Raw genomic sequence first — 14,401 nt, 5'->3', positions numbered from 1 at the left:
GTCGGTCTTCTACAAATGTGCGTCGTCGCACGGTTCCAATGCCGGCCAATGTTCTGCAGAGGTCTTTCCTGCCGCCGTTGAGCAACAATTGGCCGATTTGCAGCATAAAACACAGTTGGGTAAGCAATAGACGAACAGCAGTCGCTGCTGTTCCCAATCGTGATTGGACACGGCTTGCTTCCTGAGTGAAGCTGTTATTGGGAGCGGACCATCTATTTTTCTGAAGATAGGAGGCCGAAATGGAACAGCATGCAATTGAGCAGTTGAAAACCATCGCAAAGGTCAGCCCGACCTACGCACACCTTGAAATAACGCGGCGCGAGCGGCTTGAACGGTGGGCTGAAATTCTCGAACGCAGTCCCAGGCAATTTCTTAGGACGCTTCACGAAACCGAATACCAGCCGATAACAGAGCGGATGGCGATGCGGGGCGACGACAGTCCGATCTCTGTTGCATTCGCTGATCCAGTCCTGCGGGCGGCGGGAATGGAAAACGACAGCTATGGAGAAGCCAAACGGTTCTTCGAGCTGAGCGACCATCAACTGCATGATGTTGTCTGCTTCTGCCGTTTTGGTGAACATGTCAGCGCAGCAGTGGTCGCTCGCCGCTTGCGAGCGTTGGCAGATCGCAAGCCAAGCGGCTTTTTTTCTCGGCTGCGTGCGTTCTTTGGCTGATTGCAGGCTATAGACAGGGTCAATCGGCTTGTCGCACTCCGCGGGGGTGCAGGCAAGACAACGGCATCGGAGGAAGCGGTTCCGTTCATGAACGGCGAGCTTGCTTGGTCTCTGTTGCCGCCGATTTCCCTGTAAGACAAAAGCGTGCCCGATATTGGGCCGACACCCGCACCTGCCGGATGGTGAACATGGGCCTCGATGCAGCGCCTGGGTCATCAGGCCCGTGGGCGCTTTGTTGTGGCTGTCTCGCTGCGCCAACCTTTCCCACGAACAACTGGCGAATGCGAGTTCTCATCCGCTTGTCGCATCTTCAAAACACCGGGAGCTGAATCCCTAAAAATTGAATAAACGGGCTACTGAATTTTATAGTGTATAAAAAGCGGCATAATGCATGTTATGGAACGGTGCGCTTGCCTGCGGCTTGGTGGTGCCCGTTGACCAAGCGACCATGTGATGACGCATGAAGGTTTAATTCACCGCCATGCGAGGCAGGTTTTGATCCGGCGAATTTCGGGGATCGACCAGCGGATCAAGTGCTAATGCCGGGATCGAAGCGCAGCCTCGTTCTTGGCGGTTTCGAAGTTGTCTTCGATGGCCCAGCGGTGGCCCTCCACGGTCACCAGCTTTTCCATGGATGTATCAACCAGACGCCATGTGGAGAAGAACGCGAGATCGCATCGACGATCTTTCGGCGGATAAGCAGCCTCTCGTGTCCAGATACCGGGGAATGCGGCGTCGAAATCATCGGCATCGAGGTCGGCCAATTCGAGATAGACCCAATCACGCAGTCGCGCCCCTTTGGTCTCATCTCCTGCCAACTGGCGTCGCCAGGCATCGTCAAGGCTTCGGCGATGTCCTTCGCTGTCCCGGCAACGGCCAACGGTTTGTCCCATGAGCGAAAGAGGTGACTGGCGTTCTCGCCCAGCACATAGCCTTAGGCGGCTTGTTGAGCGCCATTTCGATGTCGCCCACCCCATAATTGTCGGCAGCGCGAGCTGGCCGAACCGAAGCTGAAGATAAAGGACATCTGCCAGAGGCGGGTGCGCTACGGCTATCGTCGCGTTCATGTTCCGCTCGGAGCGTCGGCATAGCCGACTTCCGAGTGCCACGCCGAATCGCGATTTCTCAAGTAACTACATTGGACTAGTGGCAAGATCTTGCGTTCATGGCATGATTTGCCGCCGTCACATTTGTGCGAGGCGCCTTAACGCTCTTTGTCGACGGGAGCGGTAGCACGTATCGACTGTAAGTAGGCGGGGGCCTAACGGCTCCAAAAAGAAACATTTCGCTCGAATTTTAGTGGTTTCTCGCACGAAATCTCTAGCGGGCGCATGCATGCTAGGCCCATCAAAGAGGACGGGCAATGGCCAAGTTTAGAAAAATAACAATTGGCACGAAGGCTGCATTCGTGGCGGCCACAGCAGTTGTCGCTGCAACGAGCCCTCTCAACGCAACGGGGTTGAGTGCTCTTACGCGCGATAGCGGAAACAGCTTAGTACGAATCGGCGAAGGGCCAAAGACTCTTGCTCCTTTCGCAAGCGTTGTTTTCTGCATGCAGCACAAGGATCAATGCGTCAACACGGGTGGTCCGTTGATTATGGTGCTCGACAAAAACCGCAAGTCGCAGCTCATCTCGGTAAACACTTCCGTAAATCACACTATACGTCCGCTCAATGACAAGCCCGGGGCGGACGTTTGGAGCGTAGACGTCACCGCAGGCGACTGCGAGGACTTCGCGCTAACAAAACGCAAGAAGCTCATGCAATTGGGTTGGTCTTCACAATCTTTGAAAATTGCTGTTGCCATAACGAACAACGGCGAAGGACACGCTGTATTGATCGCTAAGACCTCTGAAGGCGATCTAGTCCTGGACAACCGCTTCAACGCCATCAAGGACTGGCGTAAGACGGACTTACGCTGGGTGATGGCGCAGATAGGAGACAATCCTAAGTATTGGGCCAAGGTGAAGGCTAATGTGGAAGAGCCACAACTTGTTTCAGCCAGAGAAGCCGTATCGGAGACAGCCGAAATCGGTCACAGCAATGCCGGTGGCGAACGCCACCCGAACATCACTGTGACTTTCGCCTATTTTCAATAGGTCGTCTGGTCAGCGAGCCGCGACGACCGGCAAGGGCGCCTCTTGCAATCAAAAAACATCGGAGGAGTGGTCGCGCACGAAGTCAGCAGAGCTCTTCCCTGCCCACGAACCAGACACCTAGACTAGCCGTCGGGAACTATCAGCCCCAGCTGCATTCTTTCACCACGCGCTCCATCCGAACTTTCCCACGATCGCCACGCCGACGGTATGCGTGCCCGTGGCGCAGACGCAATCAGGTCACGACGCACAGCCTCTGAACATCGTCGGAGCGCTGTCAGCCAGACGGCTGATGACGTTCGAAGCAAAGGTAGCAAACGCTTCGTCTCGTATCCTAGTCTATTTGCGCGGCCTTTGCGGTCTCTGGGATATCCGTATGTGCCGCCTCCTTGATTCCGCGTGTTTTGGAACATTGAGATTTTTGCCAAAAGTGTTTGGGAAGAGCTGGATATTTGGCAGGGGGGATGGCGGTGATGGATTTGTTGGGCGATGCGAAGTTGTCGAGCCTCGTCGTGGCAATCGGCGATGGCCGACGGCAGGCACGTGAGGGGGTCTCCTGACGTTGCCTGAGGACTGATGCCAGCCGTGCCTTCCGACAAAAACGGACCACTCGGGGCCGGCTTCGTGTCGCTGGCGATTACGACGGAACCTCAGGAGGCTGCCGATGCTTTGCCGGTCCCGGAGCCGGTCACGGCCACTTCGCAGGTCGTGAAGGTAGAAATAGGCGTAGACCTCGTGATGAGAGTTCCCAGCGATGTGCCGGATGATCGGGTGCCGCCTTGGTGCGGGCGATGCGAGAGACGGCATGATCGTCACCGGCCAACGGTTACCGATCCTATCCGCGACGCGGACGGTGGACTTCCGTTGTGGGAACCATACGCTGGCATTGATGGCACTGACGGAGTTGAAGCTTGATCCGCATTCAGGGGTCATCATGATCTTTCGAAACGTGGGATCGTTTGAAAATCCTGTATGGGATGGCACCGGGAGTGGTGACGGAGCGGAAAAGCACAATATTCTTCGCTTATCCCTCTCAGACGCTCACGCTGATCCATCTTCTACCGTTACGCGGGTTTTGTGTCCCGCCCTGCGATCCGGATGGCATCTTACCGGCTCGTTAACAGAAGGTATCGCTACGCTGAAATATTGCGTGGGCTGCAATGCGAGGAGCTCGCGAAAGCTTCTGATCGCGCGGGCTCGCAAAGCTAAGGGCGGATCAACCATCGCCATGCCGTCAACCTTGTCGCCATCCGGGGCTTTTCAACAATATATGCACGGAACATCGCCTCCCTACATCGGCCGATACTCCAAATGCTCAGATAAGGCTTTTAAATCTGTGTAACAATGCTAGATCTACGAGATATTTACGCTTAATCCTTGCCGAAGAAAGTAGAGATCCTCTCAGATTCGTGATTAAAGCTCTTTTGTTGATTGGAACTTCAGTTTTTCTCCCCGTCTCATTTATGCGCTCTCCCCACTGGTAAATAAAAAACAAGTCTAAAAACCATCCGAAATCTAGCGTAATCTGAGAAGTATTGAGGTTAAATCGGTACAGCATGAACCCAAAAAAAGCGCCCCGGTATTAACCAATGATTAACTTTAAAGGTGACGTGAGCTGGGGATGAAAGTAAAGGAAGTGCAAATCGAATTCGGTATAAGAGCGGCACATGTTGACGGTAACGACGAAAGATAGTGCTAATAATATTTTTTCAGAGATTGCTAATGAAAAAAATACGCCATCGGGTAACATTGATGTTCTCGATGTCGGACAAGCGGCAGTTCGCTCTGCTTGGTGGAATTTCTTTCTCAAGAGACTCTTTGATATTTATGCATCTTTCACGGCATTGCTAATACTGGCGCCGATTTTAATCCTCATCGCGGTGCTTATCAGGCTTGAGACGCGGGGCTCCCCGCTGTTTTCGCAAACAAGGTGGGGTAAAGACGGGAAGAAGATCACCGTATACAAATTTCGTTCCATGCGGTCTGAAACATGTGATCCGAGCGGCGTTATTCAAACTGTCGAGAACGATCCGCGCATAACGTTTCTAGGCGGGATTTTGCGCAAAACGAATTTGGATGAACTACCTCAGCTTTTCAATGTGCTTCGCGGTGATATGTCGCTGGTAGGCCCAAGGTGCCACGCAATCGGCATGCTCGCCGGCGGGATGCTCTATGAAGAACTCGTCCCAGCCTACCATCGGCGCCATTCAATGCGCCCCGGCCTCACTGGGCTCGCTCAGATGCGTGGTCTGCGAGGACCGACTGATCGGCCCGCCAAGGCCCGCGCCAGAATAAATGCGGACCTTTACTACATTGATAATTTCAGTTTTTGGTTCGACTTGAAGATCATTTTCGGGACGATCGTCAGTGAACTGCGGGGCGGAAACGGCTTCTAATGCCGTTAAGCCGCGGAAACCGCCGACGTCGTTGCTCGCAGATAGATACGGCTACGCTCATCTAGGTCATCATGCGTTTGACCGTTTCAGCTTTCCAACACCAGACCAGAGTTTGGATCAATAGAAGGACTATCAATGCGTATTGTTATGATCGGTTCGGGTTATGTCGGCCTTGTGTCCGGTGCCTGCCTTGCGGATTTCGGCCACCACATCACCTGCGTGGACAAGTCAGAAGCCAAGATCGATGCCCTGGAGCGTGGCGAAGTGCCGATCTTCGAGCCGGGCCTCGATGCGATCATCGAACATAACCGGGCGGCCGGCCGCCTCGACTTCTCTAAGAAATTGGCGGCTCCCGTCGCCGCCGCCGACGCAGTGTTCATCGCCGTTGGTACGCCGTCGCGTCGCGGCGATGGTCACGCCGACCTGAGCTATGTGTATGCTGCTGCCCGCGAGATCGCCGCTGCAGTTACAGGTTTCACCGTCGTCGTGACCAAGTCCACCGTTCCGGTCGGCACCGGCGACGAGATCGAGCGCATCTTTCGCGAAGAATTCCCGAGTAAGGACATCGCCGTCGTGTCGAATCCCGAGTTCCTGCGTGAAGGCGCTGCGATCACCGACTTCAAGCGCCCGGACCGCATCGTCATCGGCACAGAGGACGCACGCGCGACCGAAGCCATGCGCGAGGTCTATCGTCCGCTCTATCTCAACGAAGCACCACTCTATTTCTGCGAGCGCCGCACGTCCGAGTTGATCAAATATGCCGCTAACGCGTTCCTGGCGATGAAGATTACCTTCATCAACGAAATCGCCGACCTCTGCGAGCAGATCGGCGCCGACGTGCAGAAGGTCGCCAAGGGCATCGGCATGGACAAGCGCATCGGCGACAAGTTCCTGCATGCCGGTCCGGGCTATGGCGGTTCCTGCTTCCCGAAAGATACGCTCGCCCTCGTCAAGACGGCGCAAGATTATGACAGCCCGATGCGCCTGATCGAGACGACGGTTGCGATCAACGATAACCGCAAGCGCGCCATGGGCCGCAAGGTCATCACAGCTTGCGGCGGCAGCGTTCGCGGCAAAAAGATCGCCGTTCTCGGCTTGACCTTCAAGCCGAACACCGACGACATGCGCGATGCCCCCTCGATCACCATCGTCCAAGCGCTTCTCGATGGCGGTGCCACCGTGCACGCCTATGACCCCGAAGGCATGGAAGCCTCCAAGGGCATGCTCGGACCGGTAATCTACGGCAAAGACCCTTATGAAATCGCGGAGGATTCCGATGCGATCGTCCTGGTCACCGAATGGGACGAGTTCCGCGCCCTCGACTTCAAGCGCTTGAAGACCACGGTCAAGACGCCAACCATCGTCGATCTGCGCAATGTCTACTCTGCCGCCGAAGTCAGCCGCCACGGCTTCAGCTATTTCGCTGTTGGCAAGAAGAGCAGCGCGAACAAAGCGAGCTGAGGAACTGGTGCGGGGCCGAATTACATTTGGGCCTCGCACCCTCGATAAGGCGCGCCGCCCAGCTTGAGATGGGCATTGCACAATGAAACAGCGATCTCATATCGCCCGTCTGGTGCCCTAGCGAAAGGCGTCTTTGGTAGAGCGAACACTCGCTCTCCCGAAGTCGCCTCCGAAGTTTGCACACTTTCTGGTGGACTGTCCACGATCGCGCCGCCACCAGATCGAACCTCTTTTACAATTCTGGCGTCAACTTCATTCCGCCGAGCTGGGCGTGAGCCAGCGTACCGGAGAACGGATCCAGTAATTTCCGCTTCATTTCCTCGCTCCATCGTCAGCGTATCAAATCCGGTTTTGCAGTCGGAATCCGGATAAATTGAGTCGCGGGAAGCGTCATCAACAAATTCGTACTGGGAAAGCTTCCTGTAAGTGCTTGATCCAGGGATCAAAACATTATCTCGGAGACGAACCGGGTACTTCCCGGCTGCGCAATCTAAAAAAATCTCGGTGCTCCTTTTGCCCGGGGCGTAGACAACCGAGTTTGACAACGAAACAATCGTCCTCGGACTAATTCGCGGGTTTCGGTCGTTGTTATGCGCGAACAATACGCCGGATATGTCAACATCGAACACATCTGATCCAATCAGCAGACCCATCGAATGATTCCCTTTGGGGTGCCCCGCAGCTCGCAAAGCCTCAGATATAATTGAGTTTCTAATCTGAACATTGTTGGTGCCGGCATGCCAGACGCTGAGGTTCTCATCGATCGCCCAGCTCACGCTAACATTTTCCACAATCACGTTTTGAATCGCACCACCGTACTTCGCGGGGTTTCCGCCAATCGCGATACCATCTCGCACGCCTGACACCTCAGGATCGCTTGACGGACCAGGTCGTACGGCGATGTGGCGAATACAGACATCATGGCTATGCACGCGAAGCGTCCCACCAACAAGCGTTACGCCCGGTTCAGGCGCCGTCTCACCGGCTAAGGTTACGAACGGGGTCCGCAAATCGATATCAGACTCAAGCCTGATTGTGCCTCCAACATCGAAGACAATTATCTTAGCTCCGGACGTTCTCACTGCCTCGTCAAGGCTCCCCCTCCCTTTAGGATCGAGCGTTGTTACACGGACTATTTTGGCTCCCGGTTGAAGACCGCATTGAGAATTCGGTGCAAACTCTTCTGCTCGGAGGGGCGAACAGGCGACCATCGTGGCGATCAAAATAGCCGAAAGTACCGAAAATGCCTTCATATACATCTGTTATCTTTCGCAAACGTTGTGTAGGAGCAATGTTGAGGAATGTTTTATTCACCTGTTTATATTAGAGCACGTCTATTGTCTCGATTGACGTTGTCGCACCCAAACCTTACCGAGGATGCTGTCCCTAGATGCAGACATTGACCTTTTTTCTTTCGCTGTCTGGATCCTTAACCGCTTGGAAAAAGGCTGGCATTCTCGATCGAGAAATTCTCCACCTCAGCGAATATATAAGGGTTGGCGTGTTCGATAAAATTAATATCTTCAGCTACTCGCGCTCCGACCTTACGCTTTTGAGTGATTTGCGCGCCGCGGACCCAGTTTACGAGAAGTTTGATGTTTTGGTGCCTTCGCGCAAGGCGACCAAATCGGTAATTTTGTTGCATTCAATCTTCGGACCATTGCACCACTACCGTCCGATTGCAGCTTCTGCCGCTCTCAAAACCAACCAGATAAGTGGCAGTTGGGCCGCTCTAATTGCGAAAGTGTGTACGCGACGGCCCCTCCTGCTTAGATTTGGGTACATCCTTTCCCGTCGGTTTCGCCTAAATGGCCAGCGTCGGGCGGCGTTCCTTGCGCGCCTGGTAGAGCGGATCGGACTTCGGCTCGCTGATGCGGTCGTTGTAACTTCAGAACAGGCCGCGACGGAAATTCGCGGACGCACGGAGTCCTCATCGAAAGTTCACCTTGTGCCGACCTATGTCGATACTGAGCTTTTTGCGCCGGGAAATACGGTCGAAGAAAAAGAGCGATTTATCTACGTTGGCCGGCTGACTCCGCAAAAGAACCTGGCAAATCTGATACGTGCCGCCCAACGTGGCGGGTTTGAGATCGATATGTTCGGTGAAGGTCCGCTGAAGGGGGATCTAGAGGCACTCGTTGAAGCTCTCGGCGCGAAAGTGAGACTCTTGGGCAGTATACCAAACACAGAGCTTGCTGGCACGATGAAGAATTATCGCTACTTTGTCTTGCCAAGCTTGCACGAGGGCTTGCCGAAGGTTTTGCTCGAAGCGATGTCAACCGGCTTGATTTGTGTGGGGACAAACATTCCCGGCACGAGTGATCTCATAGAAGACGGCGTGACCGGGTATCTTTCGGACGGAACGAGCGATCTCGAACTCGCCGATGCCCTCCGAAGAGCTTCCGAAGGGAAAAGCACCGGCTCCGCTGCGCGTGCTTTAATTGAGGATCGCTACGGTCTACGCCGATACATCCAACAGGAAGCCGCAATATTCGAAAGCGTTTTGAACTAACATGTCGATAAAGGCAAAATCCGTATCAGGTATTGGTTGGTTATCATTTGCAAATTCGGCTAACCAATTAACGACACTCGTCGTTTTCGTCGTACTCGCCCGCCACCTAACGCTGGAGCAGTTCGGCCTGGTGATGCTCGCCGTGCTTATCAACAACGTCTTCACAATCGTATTCAAGGAGGGAATTGTCGACTTCATCATCAAAAATGATGATGAAGCTGATGGCGATACTACTGCCACCGCTTTCTGGCTTCTTTTGATGTTGGCTGCCCTATGCATCGCCATTCAAAGCGGTGTGATAGCGCCGTTTGTCGACCATTTCTTCAGCGCAGACACGTCGGTGTACTTGGCCGCTATGGCACCCATTATCTTCCTGAACGCGATGAGTGTCGTCAACCTGGCCAATGCGCGAAAGAAATTCAACTTCAAAATCTCGGCCCTTCGGAACTTTATCAATGGGCTACTGACTGGCATTGTGGCAATCGTCATGGCCTTGCTCGGATATGGAGCATGGTCGCTCATTATTTCTAGGGTCGCCGGCGCGCTCGGATCGGCCGTGATCCTTTGGTATGAGGAACCCTATCGGCCCCAATTGGCATTCAACGTCAAGCACGCAAAACGCATCGTATCCTATTCGGCACCGATCCTTCAATTCCGGCTTTTGAGTTATCTGTCGGGCCGAATGCCTGAGTTTCTTCTCGCTGCCTTTGCTGGTCCCGCCGCGTTGGCAGTTTACCGGGTCGGAGGACGATTAATCGAGGCGGTCAATTCGCTGTTGCTGGATTCAATCGCAAATGTTCTCGTCACAACCTTTACCAAGCTCCGCGACCGGGACACCATTGAGCCCTATATACGTGTGACATCAGCGCTGCTCGCGATCCTTGCTCCGGTTTATATGGGATGCGGTGCTCTTGCTCCTGAGTTGACGCATGTTCTCTATGGCGAGAAGTGGGCGGAGAGTAGCATTGTCTTAACATTTCTTTCGCTCCAGATCGTACCAGCCGTTCTGAAGATGGTCGCGATAACGCTGTTCAAAACTCGTGACCGCACTTCCAAATTGAGATTGCTTGGCATCCTGGATATTGTTTCTTCCGCTCTTTTCGCATTGACAGCGACTACCGGCAGCCCCTCAACAGTGGCGGCCGGGGTTGTCATAAGCGCTCTCCTCACTTGCGCGTTCTATCTGGCGGCCAGCCAGAAGACCTTTGGGATATCCGGGGTTTCTGTCGTCAAAGGAGGCTCGCCGTATTGCATCGCAAGCGTGGCGATGTTTGCCATCGTGTATCCTCTGGCAGGGTTGCTGCTGTCGCACATGCCGCCGCTAGCTGCGGCAATGGTCGCAGCACTAATAGGGGCTTTGATTTATGCTGCGATCATCCTTGTTTTTTTCAGAAGACAGTCGCTGGATCTGCTAGCCGAACTATTGTTTTTGCTGCCCGGTCGTCTCAAAAAGCTTTTCGTAAAGCGCGAGATTATGCCGGTGGAAGAAAAGGCGAAAAACCGTAAAGACGCTTTCTAGATGCCTCATTTTCGTCTGGCGTCTATCAGCCTAGACTGCATATCCATGTCAGCTGCCAAGCTGAAGTCCTTGATGTCTTGAGTGGGCGCATGCTCCAGAAAGTGCGCCAGGTCCGACGCGAGGGCACTGGCGGCGGCTGAGCGGGTGACAGGTTGAAGACTAAGCCATACTTGCATCCGAAGACTAAGCACATCGGGCTCGACAGGCGCGTATCTGGATGACAACGACATGAGGGCCGCGAGCTCGGCGGTGTTTTCACCTTGCAGCCTGCGAAGCATCGCAAAGCGGAGCCAATAGTTTCCCTCTTTCGGCGAGCACCCTAGAGCGAATTTCATATATCGGTCGGCGCGAGTGAGCGTATCGACCCAAACCGAAAGATTTGGCTCCTGCGCCGCCTCATCGACGGCGTGAAGCATGATTGTTACCGCCGGCATTACCAAGTCTTCCCGGCACCCGTGAGACTGTTCGAGCTCCATCGAAAGCGCGGCAGCGCGTTGCGCTGCTTTCTGACTCACCGAATGACCACTTTCGACACGAGCAGCCGTCGACACCAGATCGCTGAACCGAAGGGTTTTATAGAGCTCGGTTCCCGCGAATATCGTCAACAGCCCGCAGGCGATCGAAATCGCCCCACCTAGAATGGATCTCACGCGCTAGTTATCTTCCAAGTAATAGTCTGAGTATTTGGAGTGATAGTATTCGACTGAACCATGCGATCGATAAAGCTTTAACTTTTTAGTGTCGACCTTATTGAGAACTGCACCGATCATCCTTGAATGTATTGCAGGCTCACTGCCCAAAACCGCTTGCACAACCTTACGAGACGTCTTCCCCCACTCAATAACCAGCATAAAACTATCAATAAGGGGCGCCATTGCTCGAGCGTCGATGACCGGTCCTGCAGGCGGGAGGTCAATGATCACGTAGTCGAACTTGGTGCGAGCGGCTGCCAGAAAATCTGCCATTGCCTTCGACGACAGTAATTGCGCTGAGTTTGAGACGCGTTTGTTGACCAATGCTGGGATAAATTCAACGCCGCTTTCTTCGATACGGATAAGCAAATTTGCGGCCGATGCGGAACCGTTCAAGATCTGGGGCAAACCAGATTCCGCATTTGGCGCCAAAAGCTTGGAGGTTCCTGGTTGCCTGAAGTCCGCATCAAGAAGCAACGTTCGGCTGCCCTCTGCCGCCAGCAAGTGGGCCAAGTTTATAGCAGCGGTGGACTTGCCCTCCCCGGGTAATGCCGAGACAACCCCGACAACCCGGCAGCCAGATGTTTCATCGGATTCAATAGCAATCTTCGAAGCTCTCAAGGTCTCAGCAAACATCGACATTGGATGCGTCATGACATGATTTGCCGCGCCATCTTTAATGGCAGGCATGAATCCAAGGAAATCGATTTCGAGGGAGTTTCGGACTTGATCCCCAGTTCTGAAATACTTGTCCTGAAACTCGAGAAATGCCGAAGCTGACATGCCAGCAGCAATGCCCAGGATACCGAACAGCGCAAGCGTCAGCGGCTTTTGCGGATAGCTAGGTACAGTCGGATTTTGAGCCTTCTCAATAATCCGCGCCTCGGTTATCGGGAACGACTGTTGCTGCGTGGCTTCCTGATACCGCGCCAGGAACGTCTGATACAGGTTACGAAAAGTATCGGCCTTACGCTCAAGTTCACGCAGCTGAACCTGTGTTTCCCCGGCTGCTGCGCTTACTTTGCTGGCTTGCCCGACACTGTCGGAAAGCGACTTTTCCTTCGAGAGGGCGACATCGTAATCGCTCTTATAGCTCTCCGATATCCGACCCAACTCTTCAAACATCATGCGCTCATACTCGGCCATCTGCCCTCTCAGCCGAACCGCTTGAGTGTGATTGGGCCCGAGCCGTGCAGAGATTTCCGCCTCCGTCTTGGAGGCTTCGAGATACTTCATTCTGAGATCGTTCGAAATCGAACTGTCCAAAACGTCGGTAACGATCGCGTCAGTGCGATGAGCGTCGATGATTATCTTGATACGATCATATCGAGCTTTTGCCTTAGCAGTCTCCGCCTGCGCATCAATGAGCGCCCTGTTAAGCTCAGACAACTGTTGATCGGATATGAGTTGGCCGCTGGTTGCCAGAAGTCCATTGTCGGATTTGAATTTCTGTACCGCCAGATCCGTCTCAAGCGCCTTCTGTCTCAATTCGTCTATTCGCTGCTCCAGCCAGTCGCTGGCACGGCGCGTCGCATCATACTTCGAGTTCAGTTTATCGAGTAGGTAGCCCTCTGCAATGGCATTCACAATTTTCGCAGAAAGGGCGGGCGATCTGGAGGTATACTCTATGTTCAATACGTAGGTTCGGCCAACACGGCTTACCGACATGTTCGATTTTACAGCTGCGGCTGCGTTTTCACGTGCCTCGTCTATCGAATCCTGGTCCTCTGCTGAACTGGAAAAGAACCGCCGCAAATCAAAGAGTTGAGCCAAGCTGCTGCGCAGTGATTGGCTCGGCGACATGAAGGTTGCGTTGTCCTGCAACTTAAATTTGTCGACGACGGAAAGCGCCACTGAATCGGACCGAAGAACTTCAACTTCGCTCAAAACCGCGGCATCGTCGTTAACCGCGGCTCCGGTCTCGCTCATTTGGCTGAGGAGACCGCTATTGCTTTTGTCAATGAGCAGAGTGGCCGAGGCGGTGTACATTGGTACCGCGCTTAGTAGAAAAGCTGCTCCCACCACGAGCCCAGCTGCGAGCGCGACGGCGACGAGAGTCCAGCGCCGCCGAATTATCGCGAGGATAGCGTCAACGTCGAAGTTATCGCGTCGGGTACGAAACTCACTGCCGAGTTCAGCGGCGTCATTTCTAAATGGGGACAGCATTCTAACTCCAACACTACCAATTAATTTGGACTAATCACATTCGTCACGATGGTCGTTGACCTCCCGGCGCCTCTGGCCGCCAACCGTGCCGGTGCAGCCGTTGCGGTCGCCACGTCGCCACCGACATTTCCACTGTTGCCGACCGCTCCCGTATTGCCGATATCTCCTGCCGCGGCAGCAGCGGCACCGTTACCCAGGGCGGCAGTTGCGGTGTCATTGGCAGCACCAAGAAATGCCGTTATGACCTCCTCCAGGCCGCTAGCGGCGATTTTCTCTTGGATTTGAATTGCATATTCCGGCTGAGATGCGGCACATGCCCGTGCTGTCCAAGCCAAACCAGCGCCAATCGCTGATTTTTGGCCTGGCGAGGCGCCGGCGGCGAGTTGGACAAGCCGGTCGACGTTATCAAACCGACTTCCAGCGAGGGTCCTGACCTCCAAGGACATTGCTGCACCGCCCGTCGGATACTTTGTGGTCAGGTCGGCAGGTTGAGAGGAGAACGAGTCCAACTGCTCCTGGCTCGCCTTCGCCGGAGCGATGAAACACGATGCTCCCGCGTCAACAGCTGCATGTACTTGACCAGCACCGAACACCACCACCAAAGCAGCTGCGCACCGTAGTTTAAAATAGCTCATTCCCTCACCTCATTTTCGCGTGCGGACCATATTTTGTGGGAGTGCTTTAAACAACCTCCCGGCCCAGGTTAGTTACTGTATCGTTAATTTCCGGCACATCACGAGTAGCATCGCGTGTCGTCACTGTGCTTGATGTTGCCCCCAAAACCGGAGGAACACTGGCGCGGCGCCACGGCCTCCACCAAAACCGTCTTTGCTGGAGGCAGAGCCCGCTTCGACGAAAAGGAGGAGAGTTGTCTTGTTTATGTCGA

The 14,401-nt window shown here is 54.2% G+C and carries 11 protein-coding genes; 6 read left to right on the top strand and 5 right to left on the bottom strand.

Annotation, left to right across the window (positions count from 1 at the left end):
* Window positions 1-239: 239 nt before the first annotated feature.
* A complete protein-coding gene (locus QMO82_RS01165) occupies window positions 240-674 on the top strand; it encodes a hypothetical protein (RefSeq protein WP_183610499.1) in 435 nt (144 codons plus the stop codon).
* 536 nt (window positions 675-1,210) lie between these two features.
* Here QMO82_RS01165 and QMO82_RS01160 read toward each other — a convergent pair.
* Entirely contained in the window at window positions 1,211-1,741 is a 531-nt protein-coding gene (locus QMO82_RS01160; protein ID WP_183610498.1) for a hypothetical protein, read from the bottom strand.
* A 296-nt stretch (window positions 1,742-2,037) separates the two neighbouring features.
* Between QMO82_RS01160 and QMO82_RS01155 the strand changes: the two genes are divergently transcribed.
* The 3 genes from QMO82_RS01155 to QMO82_RS01140 all read left to right on the top strand — a co-directional run bounded on the left by QMO82_RS01155 (window position 2,038) and on the right by QMO82_RS01140 (window position 6,626).
* Entirely contained in the window at window positions 2,038-2,772 is a 735-nt protein-coding gene (locus tag QMO82_RS01155) for a transglutaminase-like cysteine peptidase (protein ID WP_183610497.1), read from the top strand.
* A gap of 1,664 nt (window positions 2,773-4,436) precedes the next feature.
* Window positions 4,437-5,165 (top strand): sugar transferase, encoded by a 729-nt coding sequence (locus QMO82_RS01145; RefSeq protein ID WP_183610496.1) that lies wholly within the window; start codon window positions 4,437-4,439, stop codon window positions 5,163-5,165.
* A 135-nt stretch (window positions 5,166-5,300) separates the two neighbouring features.
* The gene (locus tag QMO82_RS01140; RefSeq protein WP_183610495.1) at window positions 5,301-6,626 is read left to right on the top strand and encodes a UDP-glucose/GDP-mannose dehydrogenase family protein; all 1,326 of its coding nucleotides are present in this window, start codon (window positions 5,301-5,303) and stop codon (window positions 6,624-6,626) included.
* Window positions 6,627-6,646: 20 nt separating this feature from the next.
* On the opposite strand, the gene QMO82_RS01135 is transcribed toward QMO82_RS01140, so the two are convergent.
* Window positions 6,647-7,885: a pectate lyase gene (locus QMO82_RS01135; protein WP_183610494.1), complete on the bottom strand. Its 1,239-nt coding sequence runs from the start codon at window positions 7,883-7,885 to the stop codon at window positions 6,647-6,649.
* 131 nt (window positions 7,886-8,016) lie between these two features.
* Here QMO82_RS01135 and QMO82_RS01130 point away from each other — a divergent pair, with 131 nt between their 5' ends.
* Together QMO82_RS01130 and QMO82_RS01125 are read left to right on the top strand one after the other, a co-directional pair.
* Window positions 8,017-9,138, top strand: coding sequence for a glycosyltransferase family 4 protein (locus QMO82_RS01130; RefSeq protein WP_183610493.1), 1,122 nt, complete (start codon window positions 8,017-8,019; stop codon window positions 9,136-9,138).
* 1 nt (window position 9,139) lies between these two features.
* A complete protein-coding gene (locus tag QMO82_RS01125; RefSeq protein WP_183610492.1) occupies window positions 9,140-10,657 on the top strand; it encodes an oligosaccharide flippase family protein in 1,518 nt (505 codons plus the stop codon).
* Between the two features lie 5 nt (window positions 10,658-10,662).
* Here QMO82_RS01125 and QMO82_RS01120 read toward each other — a convergent pair whose 3' ends face one another.
* From QMO82_RS01120 to QMO82_RS01110, 3 genes are read right to left on the bottom strand one after another with little or no spacing between them, the layout of a single operon-like run.
* Window positions 10,663-11,307 (bottom strand): hypothetical protein, encoded by a 645-nt coding sequence (locus QMO82_RS01120; protein ID WP_272784006.1) that lies wholly within the window; start codon window positions 11,305-11,307, stop codon window positions 10,663-10,665.
* A gap of 3 nt (window positions 11,308-11,310) precedes the next feature.
* Window positions 11,311-13,515, bottom strand: coding sequence for an AAA family ATPase (locus QMO82_RS01115; protein WP_183610491.1), 2,205 nt, complete (start codon window positions 13,513-13,515; stop codon window positions 11,311-11,313).
* A gap of 20 nt (window positions 13,516-13,535) precedes the next feature.
* Window positions 13,536-14,150 (bottom strand): hypothetical protein, encoded by a 615-nt coding sequence (locus tag QMO82_RS01110; protein ID WP_183610490.1) that lies wholly within the window; start codon window positions 14,148-14,150, stop codon window positions 13,536-13,538.
* Window positions 14,151-14,401 lie beyond the last annotated feature (251 nt).

Source organism: Rhizobium sp. BT04 (genome assembly GCF_030053135.1).
Classification (GTDB): domain Bacteria; phylum Pseudomonadota; class Alphaproteobacteria; order Rhizobiales; family Rhizobiaceae; genus Rhizobium; species Rhizobium binxianense.
The sequence above is the reverse complement of the archived record's forward strand: the minus strand, read 5'-3'. Positions and strand labels throughout refer to the sequence as shown.